The sequence below is a fragment of the Pseudomonas sp. NY5710 genome (genome assembly GCF_013305665.1).
Lineage (GTDB): Bacteria > Pseudomonadota > Gammaproteobacteria > Pseudomonadales > Pseudomonadaceae > Aquipseudomonas > Aquipseudomonas juntendi.
The window spans coordinates 4,109,366-4,126,638 of sequence record NZ_CP045554.1; the positions used below are offsets into that span (position 1 = coordinate 4,109,366).

A 17,273-nucleotide genomic window follows, 5' to 3' on the forward strand; every position below is an offset into this window, starting at 1 on the left:
ATGATCGAACGCGCCCGTCTGCTGCTGCTCGGTTCGCTGCTGGCATTGCTGACGGGCTGCGCCAGCTGGAGCTCAGACGACTGGCGCCCGCCTGAAGTGCACCTGGTCGAGGTAGAAACGGTCAAGGCCAGGTTGCTGCAGCAGGAGTTCGTGTTGCACCTGGAGGTCATCAACCCCAACGACAGCCGTCTGTTCATCCGCAGCTTGGCCTATGCCGTGCGGCTCAATGACCTGCTGCTGGTGCAGGATGAAACCAGCCTTTGGCGCAGCGTAGGTGGCCACGACCGGCGGACCTTCAAGATCACCGCCCGCACCAACCTCTGGCGGCAACTCAAGCCATTGGCCAAGCTGCTGAAAAGTGGGCAGCCGCTGCATTACATCCTGCAGGGCGACCTGGCCACTGGCCTGCTGATTCACCGGGACCTGCACTTATCGCGCAGTGGTGAGATAATCCCAGGCGATCACATCCCGGAGTAACCCTGCAATGTCCCAACAACCCCACGTTCATGGCCCTGACTGCAACCACGACCATGACCATCACCACGACCACGGCCATGTCCACGGCCCACACTGCAACCACAGCCATCAGGAGCCGGTACGCAACGCCCTGAAGGACGTTGGCCGTAACGACCCATGCCCGTGCGGCAGCGAGAAAAAATTCAAGAAGTGCCACGGCGCCTGATCTAGCGCGTCTGTGGGGGTATGGCCCACCTCGTCTGCTTCGCGCACCATACCCCCCTGGCAACCGGTCCAGTCCTGCGCGCAGTGCCTGGCGCTATGCGGCCTTGCGCCGGTTCGCCCCCAGCAAGTCCTGGTACCACAGGCCGGCGTCATAGGCGATGGTCACCAAGGTGGTCCCCGCATAGCGCGGCTGCTGGGCCATGCGCTGCGCAACCGCCAGGCAGGCGGCGGCGGTGTTACCGACGAAGACCCCGCTTTGCATGTAGAACCAACGTTGCGCTGCCAACATTTCGGCATGCTGCACCTGCGCCCGTTCGTCCACCAGCGACCAGTCCAGAAATGGCGGGCTGACGCCTACCGCCATGCCTTCGAAGCGGTGCTCGGTGAATACGCCGGCTTTGGAGTCACAGCCGTTGGGGTCGACCAGCACTGTCGACACCTCGAAGCCGTGATCCTTCAGCCCCAGGGTAATGCCCGTGAAACTGGCGCCCGTGCCTGCGCAGCCAACGAACAGGATGTCCTTGCCGGCGCCCGCGTTATTCAGTTGCAGCGCCAGCTCACTGGCTGTCTGATAGCGGTGCGCTTCGATACCCACCGGGTTGTTGAACTGGTCGGTATAGAAGTATGACTTGCCCAGCGCGGCCTGGTTTTCCAAGTGGTGCATCACCACGTCCTTGGGCGTGGCACCGGCCATCAGCATTTCCTTGCCAATCAGCCGGGCGCCGAAGCATTCCAACAAGTCCCGCTTGGTCTGGCTGAAACTCAGCCCAACCGCCAGCTCGACGGCCACTTGGTACGCGTGGCATGCCGCCAGCAAGCCGAAGCCAAAACTGCCGCCGGTTTTTTCGATCACCGTGGTCTCCCCGGGGATGATGTCGCCATTGCGCACGGCATGCTCAACGATGCGCCGGGCGGCGCGGTACTTGTGGCTGCCACCGGGGTTGTTCATTTCCAGCTTGGTGTAGATGCGCTCGCTGACGTTGATGAGTTCGCTCATTTTCGGCTGCCTTCCATGGAAGTCTGCAGGCAAGCCTTGTTCTGCAACAGGCTAACGGTGGCGATCAGCAAGCCGATGCACAGGGCCATGCAGATGGCGTTGGTGCCGTCCCAGCCCACGGTGCTCAACAGCAGCGCGGGGCTGAACGCACCGATGGTGGCGCAGATGGCGATGCCCAGATCGTTCTTGCCCTGCATCTGCATCGCTGCCGGGCTGTTTTGCAGCGACTGCGCCAACAAGGCTCCGCCGCCGACGTAGGTCAAGTTCCAACCCAGCCCCAAGGCGATCAGCGCCACGGTCATCATGCTGTAGCTGTGCGACCAGATATTCAGCGCCGAGCAGCCGATCAACAGGGCCAGGCCCGCGCAGATGGTAGTGCGGATGCCCAGGCGCTGGATGATCGCCCCGGTGAAGAATGATGGGGCGAACATGGCGATCACGTGCCACTGGATGGCCAGGCGCACGTCGGTAAAGTCTTCGTGCATATGCTTCATGTGCATCGAGGCCTGGATCATCAGCAGGTTCATGATGCCGTAGCCCAGCGCCGCGACTGCCATTGCCACCAACACGCTGGGGCTCAAAGGCTCGCTGCGGCTGCTGGCCGACGTGGCAGCGCTGCCGGTTGCACCGGCCTGGGCGGTGTCGTTGGGCAGGCACACTGCAATCAGCAACGACAACAGCGCCAGGCCGATGAACGCGGCATAACACAGCGAGAACAGTGGGTAGCCACCCACGTCGCGCAGCCACTCGGTGAGCGTCGGGCCCACCACGGCGGCAATCACGCCCCCCGCTACGACCAGCGACAGGGCTTTTGGCTTGAGAGCCTGGGAAAGGTTGTCGGTGGCGGCAAAGCGGTTGAAGTTGGCGAAGGCGATGTAAACACCCAACGCCGAGTGGCTGAGTACCAGCGTGGCAAAATGCTGGTGCTCCACCGCCAGAAAGCCGCTGACCCCAGACACCACCAGCGGAATGGCCCCCAGCATGAAGGCCTTCTTGCGGCCGATACGGCTCATCAACCTGGAAACCGGGTAGGTTGCCAGCATCAGGCACAGGAACTGGAATCCATACGGTACCGTCGACCATGCGGCGTCAGGGGCCAGTGCGGCGCCAACGATGGCCGCCATGGTCACCGACATCACGGCGGTGGTCAGGTTGATCGACTGGGCGGTGAAATACAGGTAGGTGCGCCGCGGCAAGGTAGTGTTCATAAGGCATGCTCGTGGTAGGCGCCAAGGTCGATTTCGGCATCCGGGAATACGCAGATCAGGCGCTCCTTGCCTTTGCCCAGCCGTTTGCGCTTCACGCTCAGGCGCCCTATGCGCCTTGGCGAATCGAGGTGGGTGCCACCACACGGAATCTCGATGCCGTTATAGGTCCACAAGCGAGCGTCTTCCAGCCCCTGGACGGCGTAATGCTCGATGGGCGCGTCGCGACCGATCAGTGCGTTGGCGCGCCGTTCTATCTCGATCACCTCCTCAGCGGTGAAGGCGTCCTCGACCAGAAAGTCGAACCGAGCCGTGTCCTCCTTGATGTGGCAGCCGATGGTCCACTGTTTCAGTTCCTCACGCAGGCCGATGGCAGCGGCATACAGGAAGTGGCTGGCACTGTGAGAGAGTGTTAGCCGCTCGCGCCGTTGAATATCGATGCTCACACGGGCAGGCATATCGACAGTCACTTCATCGAGCAAGTGCAAGTCGTCCGGGTGCACGGTGTGAATAATGATGCCGCCCAGTTTCCCGCCTTTGAAACCTTCCAGGCGAATAGGGCTGCCATAGAGTTTCTTGACCCAGACAAAGCGCACCTTACCGATCGGAAGTTCAATGATTCCATGATCAGCTTCCTGGCCACCGCCTTCCGGATAAGCCACGGTACTTTGCAACTCGATACCGTCGCTGTGCACGCGCGTTACTTGCGTACTTGCAGCGGACAGATACTGATCCTTGTAATACAGTTTTTCGGTATTGCGCAGAACTTCGTAATTCAGAGCATTCATGACTCGAGTACCACCTGCAATGATGTTTTGACCTGCACCCGGGCAGCGGCAGGTACGTCTTTGGTAACGATGCAGCCCGGCCCGATGAAGGCCCCGTCACCGATGTGGATAGCCCCCAGCACACTGGCAAACGCGCCGATCTGTACCCGGTCGCCCAGTGTCGGGTGGCGGGGGCTGGAAGGGTTGCCGCTGATGCCGCGGGCCCCTAGGGTGACGCCGCCGAGCACGTAGCAGTCGTCACCGATGGTCGCGGTTTCACCAATGACGGTGCCCATGCCGTGGTCGATGATGAAGCGCGCGCCAATACGGCTGCGGAAGTGGATCTCTGCACCCGACAGCATCTTGCCGCGGCGCGAGATCATGGCGGCCAGGCACTGCCCGCCGGCGCCATATACCGAAGCGCCATGGCGGTACACCCAGTGTGCAAGCCGATAATGCAAAACCGCCGAGTAGGACGTATAGGTTCTGGCAATGAATACCAGGTCGCGGCCGGCGGCAGGGTCTTTACTGGCGAATGCCAACAAGTCGTCATGGGCCTGTTCCGCCACCCGTTCAATAACATCGGTTTGTTTCAGCGTTTCAAATTCTTCAATTGAACAGCACTCCAGTAACGCCGAGGTCACAAGGTTTTTTACAACGTTGAATGACTCCAGTTCTTCAGGCACAGGAAGCCTGGCAATGACGGCTGATTGCATGTCCATAGGGTGCACGGCTCTATATCCAGTTGTCTGGTCTTTACAGACGTTAAACGGGCTGCCAGGGCTGGCAGCCGAAAGTTCCGACGAGGGAATAGTGGCAGGTAATGGCCACGTGCAAACGAACAGTCGACAAGCATTTCCGTTAACTGTTAGGCTTTTTTTTCTAACGGTTGGGAACCTGCCATGAGCACCTGCAGCCTTCATCAATTGCTCAAGCAACGCCTGGATGCAGGGGAATGGTTGCCTGGGCAGCGCATGCCCTCCATTCGCAAGCTCACGGCGGCGGTCGACTTCAGTTACCACGACGTGGTCTCGACCTATGCCCAGCTGGTCAGCGAAGGGGTGCTGACCGCCTCGCCCGGGCGCGGCTACTTTGTCGCCAACCGCAGCCGGCAGGCGAGCGTGATCCACGAACCCGAGTGCATGGCCGGCGACCCGCTGTTCCGGCTGCTGCAGGGCGGTCAGCACTACACCAAACTCGGCAGCGGCTGGCTGCCCCCGGCGTGGCGCGACACCGAGCTGCTGGCCAAGGCGATCCGGCGCACGGCGCGGCTGGAGCAAAGTTCGCTGGCCGAGTACGGCGATATTCAGGGCTACCTGCCCATGCGCAAACAGCTGTGCGTGCACATGAAACGCTTGACCCGGGTTGAAGTGCGCCCCAACCAGTTGCTGACCACGCTTGGCGCCACCCAGGGCCTGGACCTGGTCGCCCGGTTGCTGATCAAGCCAGGTGACCATGTGTTCGTCGACGAGCCGGGCAACGGCAACCTGATCAAGCTGATCCAACTGGCCGGCGGCCAGGTGGTCGGCATCCGCCGAACCCAGGACGGGCCAGACGTAGAAGAAATGCGCAGCTACCTGGCCAGGCACAAGGTCAGGGCGTTTTTCTGCAACAGCACGTTCCACAACCCCACTGGCAGCAACATCAGCCCGCACAACGCCTTCAGCGTGCTGCGCCTGGCCGTGGAGCACGAGTTCTACGTGGTCGAGGATGACGTATATGGCGACTTCAGCCCGGCCGTGCGCCAGACGTTTGCCGAACTGGACAACCTGGACCGGGTCATCTACATCGGCAGCTTTTCCAAATGCCTGTCGGCGTCGTTACGGGTAGGTTTCATCGCCTGCTCGCAGGACCTGATCGAGCCGCTGACCCGCCTGAAACTGCTGACCTGCGTGGCCGTGCCGGCGTTTTGCGAGCGCTTCGTCAACACCATCCTGTCGGACGGCACCTACGCCCGGCACATGAAAGATGTGCAGCAGCGGCTGATCCGCCAGCAAGTACAGACGCAGCGCTTGCTGCTCGAGCGCGGCTGGCAATTCGAGATCGCGCCGCAGGGCGGCATGTTCCTCTGGGTCTACCACCCGCAACTGCCTGACCTGCAGCCGTTGATGCGCAAGCTGGAGCAACACAAGATCCTGCTGATGCCCGGCTCGGCGTTCGCTGTCAGCCGTGATTACCGGCGTTACGCCCGCATCAATTGCACGCATTTTTCCGACGCCCTGGCGGGGCACTTCGAAGTTTGACCCACCACCGGCAAATAAACCGACCTGGGACCTTGCATGGCGCCTGCGCGCTCACTACCTTAGCGCCTTTGCGAACTCGCCTCGCCCTGCAGGAGCCCTTGCCATGGCCGCCGCCGCCTTTCCTCATTTCCGCCCGCGGTTCACCACCGCTGCCACGCTGCTCGGCATGCTTGGGCTGGCCGGCTGCCAGACAGGCGGCTACCAGGGCAGCGTGCCGCCCGCCAGCGGCGTGCAGCCGCTCAAGGGCCTGGCGCAGAACGTTTCAGTGCGGCGCAACGCCGTGGGCGCACCGCTGATCGAAAGCAGCAATTTCCATGACGCCCTTTTCAGCCTGGGCTATGTGCATGCCGGCGACCGCATCGAACAAATGGTAGCCATGCGCCTGCTGGCCCAAGGCCGCCTGGCGGAACTGGCGGGCAGCGAAGCGCTCGACATCGACCGCCTGATGCGCGCCGCCAACCTCAAGCAAAGCGCCGCCCAGCAATACGCCGACGCATCACCACGGCTCAAGCGCTTCTTCGAGGTGTACGCACGCGGGGTCAACGCCTACCTGTTCCGCTACCGCGACAAGCTGCCAGCGGATTTGGCCAACAGTGGCTATCGCCCCGAATACTGGAAGCCTGAAGATTCGGCGCTGCTTTTCTGCCTGTATGCGTTCAGCCAGTCGGTGAACCTGCAGGAGGAACTCAGCGCCCTGACCCTGGCGCAAAAAGTCGGCAGCGACAAACTGGCCTGGCTGCTGCCCGGGGCGCCCGACGAGCCCTTGGCTACAAACGAAGTCGATAAGCTCAAGGGCCTCAACCTGGCCAGCCAGTTGCCGGGGCTGCCGGCACTGGCGGCCGCCAGCCAGAAGCTGGCCGACCTCGACCTGCTCGGTAGCCCTGGCTCGGCCAACCTGGCCCTGGGCCCGCAACGCAGCCGCAGCGGCAAAAGCCTGCTGGCCAGTGACAGCCGCGCCGCCTGGGCCCTCAGCCCGGTGCAGATCCACACCAGCAAGTACCAGGTTGCCGGCCTGTCGCTGCCGGGCCTGCCGATCGTGTTGGCCGGCTACAACGGCAAACTGGCCTGGAGCAGCAGCGCAGTCATGGCCGACAACCAGGACCTGTTCCTCGAACAACTGCGCCGCCAGGGCAGCCAGCTGAGCTACCTGGCAGATGGCAAGTGGGTGCCGGCCCGCGCGCGCAGCGAAACCTTCTTCGTGCGCGGCCAGCGGCCACAGCGCGAAGTGATGTATGACACCCGCCACGGCACCCTGCTGGCCCAGCCCGCCAATGCCAACCTGGGCCTGGCCCTGAACTTGCCGCAGTTCAAGGGCGACCGGAGCCTGGATGCGCTCTTCGACCTGACCCGTGCCGGCAACCTTGAGCGCGCCTTCGACAGTACCCGCGAGGTCACTGCGGCCGCCCTCAACTTCGTCTTCGCCGAGCCCGAGCACATCGGTTGGCAGGTCAGCGGGCGCTACCCCAACCGCCGCGAAGGCCAGGGCCTGCTGCCCTCCCCAGGCTGGGACGGGCGCTATGACTGGGACGGCTACGCCGACCCGATGCTGCACCCGTACGACCAGGACCCCACTGCTGGCTGGATCGGCCATGCCAACCAGCGCAGCCAGCCGCGCGGTTACGGCATGCAGCTGTCCAGCACCTGGTACTACCCTGAGCGTGCCGAGCGCCTGGCCCAGCTGGCTGGCAATGGCCGCCATGACAGCCGCAGCCTGATGGCCCTGCAGAACGACCAGGTCACGCTACTGGCCAATCAGCTCAAGCAGATGTTCGACGCCCCCGGCATGGCCCAGCCGCTGAAGCAGGCAATCGACGCCCTGCCAGGCGCACAACGCGACAAGGCCGGCGAGGCATTGGCGCGGCTCAAGGCATTCGATGGTCGCCTGAGCCCGGTATCGGCAGACGCCGCGCTGTATGAACTGTTCCTGCAGGAAGTCGCCCGGCAAACCTTCCTCGATGACCTCGGCCCTGCATCCAGCCCCGCCTGGCAGGCCTTCGTAAGCAACGCGCGGTTGTCGTTCTCGGCACAGGCCGATCACCTGCTGGGGCGCGACGACAGCCCGTTCTGGGATGACCGCAACACCCCGCAGAAAGAAGACAAGCCGGCCATTCTGGCCCGCAGCCTGGCGGCAGCGGTGGATGCCGGTACTGCGCAGCTGGGCGCAGACCGCCGCGCCTGGCAATGGGGCAAGCTGCACCAGTACAACTGGCCGGCGCCGGCCTACCATGGCTTGGGCGATGCCCTCAGCCGTTCGCCGCAAGCCGCAGGTGGCGACTTCACTACCCTTGCGCTCACCCCTTACGCCTGGGGCAGTGACTTCACCACCCACCTGCCCGCCTCCGCGCGCATGATCGTCGACTTCGGCCAGACCGAACCGCTGCAGGTGCTGACCAGCAGTGGCCAGTCCGGCAACCCGGCCAGCGCGCATTACAGCGATGGGCTGGATGCCTGGTTCAAAGGGCGCTTCATGAGCTTGCCGCTGCAACAGCAGAACTTCGCGCGAGCGTATGGCAACCAGCGCTTGACGCTGGTGCCGGGCAAGTAGGCGTACCCGGGCATGGAAGCCTGTGACCCTTTCTCTCGAAGAAATGGTTCGAACTCCCGAGCCGGTTCCGAGCTCCTAACAAGTACTCTCGGTAACCAGCGCCTACGCCATGGACCTCGTCATTGCACGCCCCGAAGGCCTGTACTGCCCACCCGGTGATTTCTACATCGACCCGTGGCGGCCCGTGGACCGCGCCGTGATCACGCATGGCCACGGCGACCACGCCCGCACCGGTAACGGCCACTACCTGACCGCCAGCCCGGGCGCTGGCATCCTGCGCAGCCGCCTGGGCCAGCACATCGATTTGCAGACCCTGCCCTACGGTGAGCGCCTGCAGCACCACGGCGTAACCCTGAGCCTGCACCCGGCCGGGCATGTGCTGGGTTCGGCGCAGGTGCGCCTGGAGTACCAGGGCGAAGTCTGGGTGGCCTCCGGCGACTACAAGGTCGAGCCTGATGGCACCTGTACGCCCTTCGAGCCAGTGCCCTGCCACACCTTCATCACCGAGTCGACCTTCGGCTTGCCGATCTATCGCTGGCCAAGCCAAAGCGAGATCTTCGCCGGCATCAACGCCTGGTGGCGGGCCAATTGCGAGCTGGGCAAAGCCAGCGTGCTGTTCTGCTACGCCTTCGGCAAGGCCCAGCGGATTCTGCACGGCCTGGACGCGAGCATCGGCCCGATCCTGGTGCATGGCGCCGTCGAACCGCTCAACCGGGTGTACCGTGAAGCCGGTGTGCATCTGCCCGAGACCCGCTATGCCGGCGACATCGCGCGCAACGACCCCATGCTGCGGCGGGCGTTGGTTCTGGCACCGCCGTCAGCCGGCGGCAGCAGCTGGATGCGCCGCTTCGGTGACTACAGCGACGCGTTCGCCAGCGGCTGGATGCTGCTGCGCGGCACACGCAGGCGCCGCGGTGTGGACCGGGGCTTTGTGCTTTCCGACCATGCCGACTGGCCAGGCCTGCTCTGGGCCATCAGCCAGACCGGCGCCGAACGGGTGATGGTGACCCACGGTTCGGTCAATGTGTTGGTGCGCTACCTCAACGAACGAGGCCTGGATGCCCGTGCCTTCGTGACCGAGTATGGCGACGAAGACGATGCAGCCACGCCCGAGCCTGCGCCATGAAAGCGTTCGCTGCGTTGTACCTGCGCCTGGACGCGACCACTTCCAGCAATGCCAAGCTCGAAGCGCTGCGTGATTACTTCGCCACCGCGCCCGCCGAAGACGCTGCCTGGGCGGTGTATTTCCTGGCCGGTGGGCGCCCTCGGCAGTTGGTGCCGACGCGCCTGCTGCGCGAACTGGCAACGGCCATGGCCGGCCTGCCGGACTGGCTATTCGAAGAAAGCTACCAGGCAGTCGGTGACCTGGCCGAAACCATTTCATTGCTGCTGCCGCAGCATGCAGAAGGCAACGATGAAGGCTTGGCAGCCTGGGTTGAAAATCATCTGCTGCCTTTGCGGGGCCTGCCGCCGGAGCAGGTCCGCGAACGCCTGCCAGCGCTGTGGGCGCAACTGGAACGCCCCAGCCTGATGCTATGCCTGAAGCTGATCACCGGCAGCTTCCGCGTGGGTGTGTCCAAGCTGCTGGTCACCCGTGCGCTGGCGCAACTGGCCGGGCTGGACGCCAAACGCGTAGCCCAGCGGCTGGTTGGGTATACCGATATCAGTCACCGCCCCAGCGCCGCCAGCTACCACAAGCTGATCGCCGAGGAGTCCGCCGATGAACACAGTCAGCGCGGCGGCCAGCCCTACCCCTTCTTCCTGGCCCACCCACTGCAGGAACCCAGCGAGCAGTTCGATGCCTTGCTCGGCCCGCCGAGTGACTGGCAGATCGAATGGAAGTGGGACGGCATCCGTGCCCAGGTGGTCAAGCGCGAGGGCCAGCTTTGGGTGTGGTCGCGGGGCGAAGAGCTGGTCACCGAGCGCTTTCCCGAGCTGCATGGCCTGGCGCAAACACTGCCTGATGGGGTGGTGCTGGATGGCGAGATCTTGGTCTGGAAGCCGGGCGAGTCACCGACGGAACTGGCCGTGCAGCCATTCGCGCTGCTGCAGCAGCGCCTTGGCCGCAAAACCTTGGGCAAGAAGCTGCTGGCCGACGCGCCTGTCGTGCTGCAAGCCTACGACTTGCTGGAGTGGCAAGGCGAAGATTGGCGCAGCCGACCGCAGCATGAACGCCGCACCCAGTTGCAACGCCTGGTGGAAGAACACCCGCTTGCCCCGGTACTGCTGTCGCCGCTGCTCGAAGGCCCGGACTGGGCCGACCTTGCCCGCCAGCGTGAGCAATCCCGCAGCCTTGGCGTCGAGGGCCTGATGCTCAAGCAGCGTGAGGCCTTGTACGGCGTGGGCCGTACCAAGGACATGGGCACCTGGTGGAAGTGGAAGATCGACCCCTTCAGCGTCGACGCCGTGCTCATTTACGCCCAACGGGGCCACGGCCGCCGGGCCAGCCTGTACAGCGACTACACCTTCGCCGTGTGGGACGCGCCAGCCGGCACGCCTGGGCGAGCACTGGTGCCGTTTGCCAAGGCGTACTCAGGGCTCAGCGATGCGGAAATGCGCAAGGTCGACAGCATCATCCGCAAAACCACCGTGGAAACCTTCGGCCCGGTGCGCAGCGTGACCCCCACGCTGGTGTTCGAGCTAGGCTTCGAGGGCATCGCGCTGTCCCGCCGGCACAAGAGCGGTATCGCCGTGCGCTTCCCGCGCATGCTGCGCTGGCGCTTGGACAAACCGGTGGAAGAGGCCGACGACCTGGCGACGCTGCAGGCCTTGCTGGCCTAGGTTGCTGGCTGGGTGGCCCGGTGTGGGCGGGTTAACCCACGCAGCCACCCTCACCGGGTTTCGACAAACCCAGTGCAGGCACAACGCCGAAAACTGTGCTTCTATCTGTGTGCCGACCCGTGTCGCAGACCGTTTTCGCCACGCAGCCAGGACCACCATGCACCATTCAACACACGACCTGCTCTCACCCGTTCCGGGCATCACCCGCCAACTGCACAGCTTCCACTTCGGCCCCCGCGGTGGTGGCAAAGTCTATATCCAGGCATCGCTGCACGCCGACGAGCTACCCGGCATGCTGGTCGCCTGGCACCTCAAGCGGCGCCTTGCAGAACTGGAACAACAAGGCCGCCTGCAGCGCGAAATCATCCTGGTGCCGGTGGCCAACCCGGTTGGCCTGGAGCAGGTGCTGCTGGACGCGCCACTGGGGCGCTACGAGCTACAGAGTGGCGAGAATTTCAACCGTAACTTCGTCGACCTGTCGGACACCATCGGCGACCAGATCGAAGAGCACCTGAGCCAGGACCCTGCCCATAACGTTGCGCTGATCCGCGAGTACCTGCGCCGTGGGCTGGATGCGCACCCGGCGCGCACGCCGCTGCAGGCCCAGCGCCTGATCCTGCAACGTCTGGCCTGCGATGCCGACCTGATACTGGACCTGCACTGCGATTTCGAAGCGGTGGAGCACCTGTACACCACACCTGACGCCTGGCCGCAGATCGAACCGCTGGCCCGCTACCTGGGTGCACAGGCCAGCCTGCTGGCCACCGATTCGGGCGGGCAGTCGTTCGACGAGTGCTTCAGCCTGGTCTGGTGGCAGTTGCAGCAGCGCTTCGGCAAACGCTTCCCTATCCCGCTGGGCTGCTGCTCGGTCACGGTCGAGTTGCGCGGCCAGGCCGACGTCAGTCACGCACTGGCCAGCAAGGATTGCGGGGCGATTCTGGACTTCCTCACCCACGCCGGCATTATCGAGGGTGCCAAGCCGGCACTCCCCGCCCTGCCGCGCCCGGCCACACCGCTGGCCGCTGTAGAACCCGTGGCGACACCCCTTGGCGGGTTGCTGGTGTACCACGCCAAACCAGGCCAACAACTGGCGGCAGGCCAACTGATCGCCGAAGTCATCGACCCCCTCAGCGACCGGGTCACTGCCGTGCGCAATAGCCAGGCCGGCCTGTTGTACGCCCGCAGCGTACGGCGCATGGCCACCGCGGGCATGGTCATCGCCCATGTGGCCGGCGAGCAGGTGTGCCGAAGCGGTTACCTGCTGGGCAATTGATCCGGTAAAACCATTGCCGACGGCGGGTGGTCTGTAGCAAGACAACCTTCGAAGGACCCTACGCCCCATGCCGACCACCGACCTCGCCAACGCCTGGTTCAGCAAACGTGGCTGGAAACCGTTCGCGTTCCAGCGCCGGGTCTGGGCGGCGGTAGAGCGCGGCGAGTCTGGCCTGCTGCACGCCAGCACCGGTGCCGGCAAAACCTACGCGGTGTGGCTGGCGGCACTGCGCGCATTCAAGGCCCAGGCACAGGGGCGCCAGGCAGCCCCCCTGCAGGTGATATGGATCACGCCCATGCGTGCCCTGGCCGCCGACACTGCGCGCGCCCTGCAAGCGCCCCTCGATGAGCTGGGTTTGCCGTGGAGTGTCGGCGTACGCAGCGGCGACACCAGCAGTGCCGAGCGCGCCCGGCAGGCGCGGCGCCTGCCCAGCGTGCTGGTCACCACCCCGGAAAGCCTGACCCTGTTACTGACGCGTGCCCAGGCCGAAGCCGATTTCGCCACGCTGCGCTTGATCGTGGTCGACGAATGGCACGAGTTGCTGGGTAACAAACGCGGCGTACAGCTGCAGCTGGCCTTGGCGCGCCTGCGCCGCTGGCACTCAGGCCTGCCGACCTGGGGTTTGTCTGCCACCTTGGGCAACCTGCAACATGCACGGGATGTGCTGCTGCCCGAGGGCGGCCTGTTGGTGCAAGGCCGGCAAGACAAAGCACTGCAGGTCGATACCCTGCTGCCCGGGGCCATTGAACGGTTTCCCTGGGCCGGGCACATGGGCCTGAAAATGCTCGACCAGGTCAGCCGCGAGGTCGACGCCAGCGCCAGCTGCCTGGTATTCACCAATACCCGGGCCCAGGCCGAGCTCTGGTACCAGGCCCTGCTTGAAAGCCGCCCCGACTGGGCCGGCCTTATCGCCTTGCACCATGCCTCGCTGGCCCGGGAAACCCGCGACTGGGTCGAACGCAGCCTCAAGCAGGGTAGCCTGAAAGCGGTGATCTGCACCTCCAGCCTGGACCTGGGGGTAGACTTTCTGCCCGTGGAGCGGGTGCTGCAAATCGGCTCGGCCAAGGGCATCGCACGCCTGATGCAAAGGGCCGGCCGCTCGGGCCATGCCCCCGGGCGGCGCTCACGAATAACCCTTGTGCCCACCCACAGCTTGGAGCTGGTCGAGGCAGCAGCGGCTCGCCAGGCACTGGAAGCCGGGCACATCGAGGCGCGTTTCTCCCCCCGGCTGTGCATGGACGTACTGGTGCAGCACTTGGTCAGCATGGCCCTGGGCAGTGGCTTTCGCGCCGACGAGTTGCTGGCCGAAGTGCGCAGCACCTGGGCGTTCGCCGGCTTGCGCGACAGCCAGTGGCAGTGGGCCCTGGACTTTGTCTGCCACGGCGGCAGTTCACTGACGGCCTACCCCGACTATCAGCGGGTCGAGCGCCATGCCGACGGCATTTATCGAGTGGCCAGCGAGCGCCTGGCGCGGCGCCATCGCATGGGCATCGGCACCATCGTCAGCGACGCCAGCCTGCAGCTCAAGTACTGGAGCAAGGGCGGCGGCGGCAAGACGCTGGGCAGTGTCGAAGAGGCCTTCATCGCCCGCCTGCGGCCCGGCGATACGCTGGTATTCGCCGGGCGGGTACTGGAACTGGTGCGGGTGGAAAACATGACCGCCTACGTACGCCGCAGCACCGCGCGCAAGGCTGCAATAGCACGCTGGAACGGCGGGCGCATGCCCTTGTCGAGCGAGCTGGCCGATGCGCTGGTCGAACAGCTCGACGCTGCCGCCCACGAACGTTTTACCGGCCCGGAAATGCGCGCCGTGCGCCCGCTGCTGGCACTGCAAGCCCAGTGGTCGGCTCTGCCCACCACGGCCACCCTGCTCGCGGAGACCTTCAAGTCGCGCCAGGGCTGGCATCTGTTCCTGTACCCCTTCGCCGGGCGCATGGCCAACCTGGGCCTGGCCAACCTGATTGCCTGGCGCGTGAGCCGCCACCAACCCCTGTCGGTATCGATTGCCGTGAATGACTATGGCTTCGAGCTGCTCAGCCCTGCCCACGTGGACTGGGCGACACACTTGCCGCAGGCGCTGGGCACCGAGCAGCTGCTGGAGGATGTGCTGGCCAGCCTCAACGCGGGTGAAATGGCGCTACGCCGCTTCAGGGAAATTGCCCAGATTGCCGGGCTGGTGTTTGGCGGCTATCCGGCGGCGCAGAAAAGCATGCGGCAGATTCAAGCCTCCAGTGGCCTGTTCTACGAGGTGTTTCGCAAACATGATGCAGGCAACCTGCTGCTCGGCCAGGCCCGTGACGAGGTGCTGAGCGAGGAACTGGAAATTGACCGCCTGCATCGCCAACTGTTGAAGATGGCCGGCTTGCAGTTGGACCTGCGGGCCTTGAAACGGCCGGGGCCGTTGGCGTTCGCCTTGCTGGTGGAGGGCATGCGCGAGACGTTGAGCACCGAGAAGCTGGCGGACCGTATTGCGCGAATGGTGGCAGAACTGGAACAGGCGGCGAACAAGGAATGACTCAACAGTATCAGGCCATCGAACATTACGGCCAGGAGCTCTGGCTGCTCCCGGACAAGGCCATCTACTGGCCGGCGCAGCGTGCATTGCTGGTGGCCGACGTGCATATCGGCAAAGCCGCCAGTTACCGCGCGTTGCACCAACCGGTGCCGCGTGGCACCACCGAGGCGACCCTGGCGCGGCTGGATGACCTGCTGGCGCACTACGACTGCGAACAGCTGGTCGTACTCGGCGACTTCCTGCACGCGCGCAGCGCGCGGGCACCTGCCACGCTGGCTCGCCTGCAGGCATGGCGTGACCGCCATCCTGGCCTGAAAATCGTGCTGATACGCGGCAACCACGATCACAACGCCGGCGATCCTCCAGAAACGCTGGGCATCACAGTGCTGGATGAACCTTGGCTGCTTGGCCCTTTCGCCCTGCAGCACGAACCGCATGCTCACCCGCAACGGCCGGTGCTGGCCGGCCACGTGCACCCAGTATTCATCCTGCGTGGCAGGGCCAGGCAACGCCTGCGCCTGCCGTGCTTTCTGATCGACGAACAGGTAAGCCTGCTGCCCGCATTCGGCGAGTTCACCGGCGGCTGGGAAATTGCCCAACTGCCCACCAGCCAGGTCTACCTGGCTGGTGCCGGCCGGGTCTGGCCGATTTAGCAGCGCATCACGCTACAGGCGCTGGTGGAGGCTCGTCAGGCAAGGTCGGCTCGCCCGGTTCCATGGGTGGCGATTCACCTGGCTGCGCCGGCTGCGGCGTATCGGGATCAGGCTGGTGGGGCACGCCCCCGGCCTGCATGGGCAACGGATGCGCCAGCAAAGCCCAGGGCAACAACCCGATGTGGTTGGGCTGCAGACCTGCCAGCTTGGCACTGATTGCGGGATGGAGTTTCATTGGCTGCTCCTGACGAAACCGATGCACATCATGAGCACCGGCGTACTTCGTTGGAGTGGCAAAAGCGCAGGTAATTCCCCGCGCTCGTCGGCTCAGGTCCGCGGCAGGGTCACGCCGCGCTGGCCCTGGTACTTGCCGCCGCGGTCCTTGTACGACACATCGCACGCTTCGTCGGACTGCAGGAACAGCATCTGCGCCACGCCTTCGTTGGCATAGATTTTTGCCGGCAGCGTGGTGGTATTGGAGAATTCCAGGGTCACGTGGCCTTCCCACTCAGGTTCCAGCGGGGTGACATTGACGATGATGCCGCAACGGGCGTAGGTGCTCTTGCCCAGGCAGATGGTCAGCACGTCGCGCGGAATGCGGAAGTACTCGACAGTGCGCGCCAGGGCGAACGAGTTCGGCGGGATGATGCACACGTCGCTCTTGATGTCGACGAAGCTGCCAGCGTCGAAGTTTTTCGGATCGACGGTCGCCGAGTTGATGTTGGTGAACACCTTGAATTCGTCGGCGCAGCGCACGTCGTAGCCGTAGCTGGAAACACCGAAAGAGATGACACGGCTGTCCTGCTCGCCGCGCACCTGGCGCTCGACGAACGGCTCGATCATGCCGTGTTCCTGCGCCATGCGGCGAATCCACTTGTCCGATTTGATGCTCATGGCGGGGTGTCCTGAAGAGTTGCGTGGTGGAAAACGTGGTGCGCATCTTACCGGTCCCGGCGCCCAGGTTAAAGTTCCATCCCTCACCCCGCGCCGGGCGGGGCTTGCAGCCGCCGTCGATCCGAATTTGCTTAAACCGCCTTCAGACCATTGGCAGGTTGCGGAAAGTGGGGTAAGGTGGCGCCACTGTGCTGCACGTGACACCGAGAATCTCTAGTTTGATGCACGATCCTGATCGGCCCATCGCTGAATTTTCTGCTCTCTTTGCGCTCAGTCCCGGTCAGGGTGTTTCCTGACCGTTATCAAATTGTCCAAGGAGACAGAAAAATGTCCAACCGTCAATCCGGTGTTGTTAAGTGGTTCAACGATGAGAAAGGCTACGGCTTCATCACCCCTCAGTCGGGCGACGACCTGTTCGTGCACTTCAAAGCCATCCAAGCTGACGGCTTCAAAACCCTGAAAGAAGGCCAGGCTGTTACTTTCGTCGCTACCCGCGGCCAGAAAGGCATGCAGGCTGAAGAAGTTCAGATCGCCTAAGTCGATCTAGCTTCCTAGCTTTCAAAAAACCCGCCTTCTGGCGGGTTTTTTTATGCTTGGTCGAAATTCGGCGCTGGCTTCTTCGCGGGCACGCCCGCTCCCACAGGGATCGCGCAGCTTCAAGTGCTGTGCAGTCCTTGTGGGAGCGGGCATGCCCGCAAAGCAGGCGGCTCGTTCTCAGG

At 64.1% G+C, this 17,273-nt stretch carries 16 protein-coding genes; 10 read left to right on the plus strand and 6 right to left on the minus strand.

Annotation, left to right across the window (positions count from 1 at the left end):
* Nucleotides 1-477: an LEA/WHy family protein gene (locus GEV39_RS18995; protein ID WP_173890829.1), complete on the plus strand. Its 477-nt coding sequence runs from the start codon at nt 1-3 to the stop codon at nt 475-477.
* Nucleotides 478-484: 7 nt separating this feature from the next.
* Nucleotides 485-682: an SEC-C metal-binding domain-containing protein gene (locus tag GEV39_RS19000; RefSeq protein ID WP_173890830.1), complete on the plus strand. Its 198-nt coding sequence runs from the start codon at nt 485-487 to the stop codon at nt 680-682.
* 93 nt (nt 683-775) lie between these two features.
* Here the strand turns inward: GEV39_RS19000 and GEV39_RS19005 are convergent, their stop codons facing one another.
* Genes GEV39_RS19005 through GEV39_RS19020 form a run of 4 tightly spaced genes read right to left on the minus strand, consistent with a single transcriptional unit; the run spans nt 776 to nt 4,372 of the window.
* On the minus strand, nt 776-1,678 hold the full coding sequence (locus GEV39_RS19005; protein ID WP_173890831.1) for a pyridoxal-phosphate dependent enzyme: 903 nt from the start codon (nt 1,676-1,678) through the stop codon (nt 776-778).
* Entirely contained in the window at nt 1,675-2,886 is a 1,212-nt protein-coding gene (locus GEV39_RS19010) for an MFS transporter (RefSeq protein ID WP_173890832.1), read from the minus strand. The genes GEV39_RS19005 and GEV39_RS19010 overlap by 4 nt, the downstream gene beginning before the upstream one ends.
* Nucleotides 2,883-3,671, minus strand: coding sequence for an alanyl-tRNA editing protein (locus GEV39_RS19015; RefSeq protein ID WP_173890833.1), 789 nt, complete (start codon nt 3,669-3,671; stop codon nt 2,883-2,885). The genes GEV39_RS19010 and GEV39_RS19015 overlap by 4 nt, the downstream gene beginning before the upstream one ends.
* Nucleotides 3,668-4,372: a serine O-acetyltransferase gene (locus GEV39_RS19020; protein ID WP_173890834.1), complete on the minus strand. Its 705-nt coding sequence runs from the start codon at nt 4,370-4,372 to the stop codon at nt 3,668-3,670. The genes GEV39_RS19015 and GEV39_RS19020 overlap by 4 nt, the downstream gene beginning before the upstream one ends.
* Before the next feature lie 180 nt (nt 4,373-4,552).
* Here GEV39_RS19020 and GEV39_RS19025 point away from each other — a divergent pair, with 180 nt between their 5' ends.
* The 7 genes from GEV39_RS19025 (at nt 4,553) to pdeM (ending at nt 15,660) form a co-directional block, all read left to right on the plus strand.
* Nucleotides 4,553-5,893, plus strand: coding sequence for an aminotransferase-like domain-containing protein (locus tag GEV39_RS19025; RefSeq protein WP_173890835.1), 1,341 nt, complete (start codon nt 4,553-4,555; stop codon nt 5,891-5,893).
* Between the two features lie 103 nt (nt 5,894-5,996).
* Nucleotides 5,997-8,438: a penicillin acylase family protein gene (locus GEV39_RS19030; protein ID WP_173890836.1), complete on the plus strand. Its 2,442-nt coding sequence runs from the start codon at nt 5,997-5,999 to the stop codon at nt 8,436-8,438.
* Nucleotides 8,439-8,547: 109 nt separating this feature from the next.
* A complete protein-coding gene (locus tag GEV39_RS19035; RefSeq protein ID WP_173890837.1) occupies nt 8,548-9,564 on the plus strand; it encodes a ligase-associated DNA damage response exonuclease in 1,017 nt (338 codons plus the stop codon).
* A complete protein-coding gene (locus GEV39_RS19040; RefSeq protein ID WP_173890838.1) occupies nt 9,561-11,219 on the plus strand; it encodes an ATP-dependent DNA ligase in 1,659 nt (552 codons plus the stop codon). The genes GEV39_RS19035 and GEV39_RS19040 overlap by 4 nt, the downstream gene beginning before the upstream one ends.
* 157 nt (nt 11,220-11,376) lie before the next feature.
* Nucleotides 11,377-12,492 carry a succinylglutamate desuccinylase/aspartoacylase family protein gene (locus GEV39_RS19045; RefSeq protein WP_173890839.1) on the plus strand — a complete coding sequence of 372 codons (1,116 nt, stop codon included), beginning with the start codon at nt 11,377-11,379 and terminating at the stop codon, nt 12,490-12,492.
* Nucleotides 12,493-12,559: 67 nt separating this feature from the next.
* A complete protein-coding gene (locus GEV39_RS19050) occupies nt 12,560-15,007 on the plus strand; it encodes a ligase-associated DNA damage response DEXH box helicase (RefSeq protein WP_173890840.1) in 2,448 nt (815 codons plus the stop codon).
* A complete protein-coding gene (pdeM, locus tag GEV39_RS19055; RefSeq protein WP_173890841.1) occupies nt 15,004-15,660 on the plus strand; it encodes a ligase-associated DNA damage response endonuclease PdeM in 657 nt (218 codons plus the stop codon). The genes GEV39_RS19050 and pdeM overlap by 4 nt, the downstream gene beginning before the upstream one ends.
* Before the next feature lie 7 nt (nt 15,661-15,667).
* Here the strand turns inward: pdeM and GEV39_RS19060 are convergent, their stop codons facing one another.
* Both GEV39_RS19060 and dcd read right to left on the minus strand, forming a co-directional pair.
* Entirely contained in the window at nt 15,668-15,895 is a 228-nt protein-coding gene (locus GEV39_RS19060; protein WP_009684572.1) for a hypothetical protein, read from the minus strand.
* A 92-nt stretch (nt 15,896-15,987) separates the two neighbouring features.
* Nucleotides 15,988-16,554, minus strand: a complete 567-nt coding sequence (gene dcd, locus GEV39_RS19065) for a dCTP deaminase (RefSeq protein ID WP_009684571.1) — start codon at nt 16,552-16,554, stop codon at nt 15,988-15,990.
* A gap of 327 nt (nt 16,555-16,881) precedes the next feature.
* On the opposite strand from dcd, the gene GEV39_RS19070 reads away from it, so the two are divergent.
* The gene (locus GEV39_RS19070) at nt 16,882-17,091 is read left to right on the plus strand and encodes a cold-shock protein (protein WP_003254922.1); all 210 of its coding nucleotides are present in this window, start codon (nt 16,882-16,884) and stop codon (nt 17,089-17,091) included.
* Nucleotides 17,092-17,273: the final 182 nt, after the last annotated feature.

What these genes read in the sequence shown, in the direction of transcription:
- GEV39_RS19000 (WP_173890830.1), top strand. Translation starts at nt 485, where the DNA reads ATGTCCCAACAACCCCACGTTCATGGCCCTGACTGCAACCACGACCAT.
- GEV39_RS19045 (WP_173890839.1), top strand. Translation starts at nt 11,377, where the DNA reads ATGCACCATTCAACACACGACCTGCTCTCACCCGTTCCGGGCATCACC.
- GEV39_RS19020 (WP_173890834.1), bottom strand. Translation starts at nt 4,372, where the DNA reads ATGGACATGCAATCAGCCGTCATTGCCAGGCTTCCTGTGCCTGAAGAA.
- GEV39_RS19060 (WP_009684572.1), bottom strand. Translation starts at nt 15,895, where the DNA reads ATGAAACTCCATCCCGCAATCAGTGCCAAGCTGGCAGGTCTGCAGCCC.
- pdeM (WP_173890841.1), top strand. Translation starts at nt 15,004, where the DNA reads ATGACTCAACAGTATCAGGCCATCGAACATTACGGCCAGGAGCTCTGG.
- GEV39_RS19005 (WP_173890831.1), bottom strand. Translation starts at nt 1,678, where the DNA reads ATGAGCGAACTCATCAACGTCAGCGAGCGCATCTACACCAAGCTGGAA.
- GEV39_RS18995 (WP_173890829.1), top strand. Translation starts at nt 1, where the DNA reads ATGATCGAACGCGCCCGTCTGCTGCTGCTCGGTTCGCTGCTGGCATTG.
- GEV39_RS19030 (WP_173890836.1), top strand. Translation starts at nt 5,997, where the DNA reads ATGGCCGCCGCCGCCTTTCCTCATTTCCGCCCGCGGTTCACCACCGCT.
- GEV39_RS19035 (WP_173890837.1), top strand. Translation starts at nt 8,548, where the DNA reads ATGGACCTCGTCATTGCACGCCCCGAAGGCCTGTACTGCCCACCCGGT.
- GEV39_RS19015 (WP_173890833.1), bottom strand. Translation starts at nt 3,671, where the DNA reads ATGAATGCTCTGAATTACGAAGTTCTGCGCAATACCGAAAAACTGTAT.
- dcd (WP_009684571.1), bottom strand. Translation starts at nt 16,554, where the DNA reads ATGAGCATCAAATCGGACAAGTGGATTCGCCGCATGGCGCAGGAACAC.
- GEV39_RS19040 (WP_173890838.1), top strand. Translation starts at nt 9,561, where the DNA reads ATGAAAGCGTTCGCTGCGTTGTACCTGCGCCTGGACGCGACCACTTCC.
- GEV39_RS19050 (WP_173890840.1), top strand. Translation starts at nt 12,560, where the DNA reads ATGCCGACCACCGACCTCGCCAACGCCTGGTTCAGCAAACGTGGCTGG.
- GEV39_RS19025 (WP_173890835.1), top strand. Translation starts at nt 4,553, where the DNA reads ATGAGCACCTGCAGCCTTCATCAATTGCTCAAGCAACGCCTGGATGCA.
- GEV39_RS19070 (WP_003254922.1), top strand. Translation starts at nt 16,882, where the DNA reads ATGTCCAACCGTCAATCCGGTGTTGTTAAGTGGTTCAACGATGAGAAA.
- GEV39_RS19010 (WP_173890832.1), bottom strand. Translation starts at nt 2,886, where the DNA reads ATGAACACTACCTTGCCGCGGCGCACCTACCTGTATTTCACCGCCCAG.